We start from the raw sequence: 5,178 nt of genomic DNA on the forward strand, positions 1-5,178 counted from the left end.
GGATCCGATGAAGCCAAAACCACCCGTGAGAAGAAGCGTCAAGGTGCCCCCGATAGTCATGGCCTGCGACCATCCGCAGGCTCCATGCGACCATCCGCAGGCTCCAAGTGAAGATCCCGCTCGCCTGCTTTCTCAAAGCTGGCCACATCGTCACCATGGATAACCTCAGCCGCCAAAACAGACCAGCTGAAGGACAAAATCGCCCATTGTCGCAAACGATGCATACGAACCAAAAAACTCCCCCATTGAACTCCAGCCTGGCGAATTATCAGCTTCCTAGTCGCCCGGCCTTAACCGAGCGACATTAGAAGCAAAATAACTTCCGGATTTCCAGAAGTAAGACAATCAAGTCAAATCTCTGGAATTGATGAAACTTTTGCCTCCCGAAATATTTTTTCATATTTGTTCAGCATTTCCGGATAAGTCTGCAGCATACCATAAACATCGCTTACGCTATTTTTCATATTTTTTCGATATTCATCATTCATTATGGCGCGAATACAGTTCGTTAACTCCCCGATGCGACCAGGAGAATAGAATATGGCATTATGATGTTCAACGACCTGCTCCGGTATACCCGAAACCGGCGTCGTAATTATTGGGAGACCCATTACAGAAGCCTCCAATATAACACGAGGATAGCTTTCAATTCGAGATCCACAGAAAAAAACATCAGAAGTTTTATAGAACAGCGCAACGTTTTCTGTTTGAGCCACAATATTTACGCGATCTCGAATAAATATTGGCATAGAGGCAACAAATTTTCGAAGCTGATCACAAAAAGCGTTATTTCGCGCCCCTACCAACACCACTCGAATCCGGGCTATTTCCTGTCGGTTTAATTGTATTAATGCAAGAAGTAAATCATGCTGGCCCTTGCGTGCGGCTATGGTTCCAACACACAACAACACGATATCATCGGCCTTATACCCAAGTAGCCGCCTCTCGCGATCTCGATTTATCCGATCAGCGGCGAGCAAAAGTCGGCTTGGATTCAACCCATTACGAATTAAATAAAAATTCTGAAATACATTAAGATTCTCCCAGCGTTTGTAACTGGCATTGGATACAAAAATTACCTTATAGGGCATTGAAAAACTTTCTAGTGCCGCAATTTCCATAGTTTCATTAAATTTTGCATAGTATTCATTCCAACTTTCGCCCTCCCGAATTATCCATACAGACGGAATTTTCGCTATTTTAGCCGCTCTTATTCCATAATGAGTTTCGGCCGTATTAGCACATATCAAATCATAACTACCCTCAGCAAAATTTTCTGCCAACCGTACTACAGCTTGATCGTAATCTGTCCGCTCCTTTGACCTTGACGCCTGCGCCAATAATGGGCTGAGCGAAACATTAATACCTCGTTCGCGGTACTGCTGAGCGAGAGGCCCATCCGAGGGGCTGATAACCGTCGGCAAAGCCACACCGCGTTCTTTGAGCCCGAGGCAGAGCTCAAAGAGACTATTCGGAGCGCCTTCGTGACTCAGATTATGCGATATAAATAAAATACGGAGCGGACGTTCACTTTTAGCTGCCAAATGCACGGTAGGGCTTATATCAATCGAAGAAGATCGTCGATCCCAGTTATTATTAAAATAAATATCTTTATAATCACGATATTTGTCACGAAACGCTCTAATTTCCGCTGGCTTATCTTGCTTCGGGCGACTTGAACCTTCGTGATGATATAGCTCCGCTTCCCCGCAATAAACGACACGAAGTCCCGAATCTCGAACACGAAGGCAATAATCTACATCGTTGTAGGCCACGCCAAAATTAGCCTGGTCAAATCCACCCATTTCATTAAAAAGTTCTCGCGAAGTCAGCATGCACGCCGCCGTAACAGCAGCTACATTTCTGGTTACCTTCGCATAAGATAAATATCCATTATCTGATCCCGACAGGCCACGAAACATTGTATATCCGACCTCAAGGGCGGGAGAGACACCCCCATGCTGAACACGACCATCACCGAATAACAGTCTGGCACCAACTATACCTACCTTAGGTAGCCGGGCCCATCCCATCATTTGACTCAACCAGCGAGCATTGATCACTTCAGTATCATCGTTAAGAAAGAGTACGAACTCCGTTGTGACCAGCTTTACCGCTTCATTATTCAAATAGGAATAATTAAATTGCCCTCCAGGACTTTCGATTCTGACAATATTATAAGGTGAATCTTTAAGTAAATTAACGGTTTTCTTTTCGGTACTTTCATTATCAATTATCAAAACCTCATAATTCCGATATGTAGTGTGCGGCAGAGATCGAATTAATCTCAATAGTTTTTGATAATTGTTTTTTGTCGGGATAATTAGGGTTACGGAAGGCCCATCATCCGGCATATTAGGCACGAAAATTCCGGCGTTTGATCGAACGGCCCAATCCGGACGGGACACCGTCACGTCCAGCCCTCGGCGTTTAAACGCTGAGGCAACAGCCCTAATGCCAGCGTCGAGGCTATAAGGCTTTTGATCCCCCCCAGCAGCCGTCGAACCAGGCAACGCCCTTCTGTGATATAGTATAGCGGGGATGTGGTGTACGTTATCTGAAATCTCAGCGATACGAAGGAACATGTCGTGATCTTGCGATCCCTCCATACCCACGCGTGTACCCCCTATGGAATTATAGGTCTCTGCACGTACAATTCTCAGATGCGAGATATAAGAATACGAAAGAAGAAGTTCAGGGGACCACCCCACCTTAAATCGAAGATTTTTTAGAATTTTCCCTGTCTCGTCATATCGAGCATCGTCACTATATATAAGATCTGCATCTCCAAACGCACTTATATGTGCAGCCACCACCGCTAACGCATCAGGCGCCAATTTATCGTCGTTATCAAGAAAAACTAAATATTTACCCTTGGCCATCTCCGCCGCGTCATTCGTGGCGTGGGAAATATGTCCGTTTGCCGATCGAAATTTGAGCTTAATCCTCTCATCCAAGGCGCCCAATTGTTCAAGTTCAGGGACGATAGCGGGGTTTGTACTTTTATCATCAACAATAATAAGTTCAAAATTCTGATAAGTTTGATCAAGGACACTGAATACTGCTTCTCGCAAGACCTCTAATGGAGGGTCATAAACCGGCATCATTATCGAAAAAAGCAGAGTTTTAGGCAGAGAAGCGGCCACTATGCTCGCCGCAATACGACGCGCGGACGTTGGCTTGTTGTAACGCGCCCACGCTGCAATTTTCGAATCGGGCTTTATTGGCACGAATGGGCTTTTCCGCGCAGATTTACCTACCTCGACTCGTAAATTTGGATTTAATGCTATATCAGAATTGGCTAATCCCTCCAAAATTTCAGCCGGTAAATTTCTTTTATGTTCAGTTTTTGCTTGTTCAATGTAATACTTCACGTCCACCAGAGGATGATAGGTCCTATCTTCCTTGAATCCATGGGTAATATAATGCCTAATAGGGTCTACATTAGCACGAATTAGGTCTGGATTTTTCTCAAGATAAAACGATGGGTCAAAAAACGGATGGATGCTAAGACCTCTATCTTGCCGGGCATCAAGATAATGCTTAAAAGGATCTTCCATTCCATCAAGATCGTCGTCGTCAAAATTGAGACGATACCATTGAGGGTCGAATAGAGGGTTTGGAGAAAAATCACCAAATCTCCCGATTAGCATATAATGAACAAGAGCATCGCTTCCATTCAACTTTGCCCCGTAATAAGTTGAATACCATTGCCGGTCAAAAAGTGAATGAGATGATCTTGCTTTGGGGTATTCGTGCAAATAGTACGAAACGGGATTCGCATTGAATTTTTGCAGATTCGCAGCCCCGACATTCTCTCGCATGAAGGCGATATCAAATAAATAAAATTCGAGTAAATTTTCCTCGATATACTTGTTGTCGACAGCAGATTTTTCGGAGCGAGAATGAGGGCGATTTTTTATGGTCTCATTGAGGTGAGCTTTATTTTTTTCGGAATTTTCTGCCGAAGACAAAATAGCGCCACCGCTATTGATTTCTTTTTTATCGACAATTTGCACAATCTTCGCTTCTGATTGTGCCGTAGTTGAGATTTCGCCCTTTGATGCGGAATTTTTGCTTCCACTCGGATTCGCAATCGCGGAAGGCACGGCCAGCATTTCACGCTTCTTTCGAGCAGGGCCTTCGGTAATCGTCAGTCGATTCATATGAGGTAGCAGGAATTCGTCCTCGATATCGTATACTAAAATCTGTTTTGGTGATATATTATCAGGAAAATCTCCAGATATCTCTATCTGGAACGCATATGTAATTGGTGGCGTTCCATTTGCAGGCGGCTTGCGCCGAATGTTCGCAAGACCTTCGCCTCTCGTTTCACCCGATATTACAACCTTGACTTTTCGAATGGCGTTCGGGGCACTTTTTTTTTGAACCCAGCCAAGAACTGTTAGTATTTTATTTGATAAATAAATCTGATCAACCGTACCAATCAGATCTTTTGTTTCAGGAGCCTTCATTTTGAACCTCTGGATCGACGTACATTGAGCCTATCTGGCTTTGACGCGGCGCACAAGAGACACGTCTAAATACACACCAAGCCCTCAAGTTCCATTGTGCTCAGCCAGCACGATGACGGAGAAAGCTCGCCAAAATGGATCAAATCAGCAATTCTCACACAATCTCGAAAATTCTCGTGCATTTAGATTTGTTCAAAAATTGATCATAACTGATTTTTAAATCTTACAAAATAAATTTGAGGCGATTTCGATATTAGAATTGATAAATGACAGTTAATTTAATATGATTTATAGAATTTATTTCTCTTTATTTCCGAATTGAACAGATGCATGTATTACAAGTAAGTGGCTAGCGGTAAATTTTAGATATATTATCACGAGCTCGTTACGATAATGATGTTACATCGCGCGATATTCCGAGATTGCTCGAATGTATTTACTGTAAAAATTTTTAAATTAATCCTGAATTAAGTATCATTAGTAAATTTATATATCGATAGGATGCACGTCAGTTAACGCGCTATGCTGATCCGACGTATCGTCCCCTGCCATAGAAGAGCTGCCTGATTGATGAGGTAGCTCTTTCCCCTTCGTTCTGCGATCATGGGAGTGAGCAATGAACCCATCCATGACGCCGCTCGCCGCCCATGCCGCGATCCGCTTCGGCCTCGGGGCCCGCCCCGAGGCGCCGGTGCCGTCTGAC

Annotated in this window: 1 protein-coding gene; it reads right to left on the reverse strand. The window is 43.9% G+C overall.

Translation table 11 applies throughout. The features are described from left to right. Positions 1–350: 350 nt before the first annotated feature. Entirely contained in the window at positions 351–4,475 is a 4,125-nt protein-coding gene (locus AC1ROY_RS33875; RefSeq protein ID WP_493153362.1) for a glycosyltransferase, read from the reverse strand. Positions 4,476–5,178: the final 703 nt, after the last annotated feature.

The sequence above is a fragment of the Roseococcus sp. GW821-FHT12F05 genome (assembly GCF_058806835.1).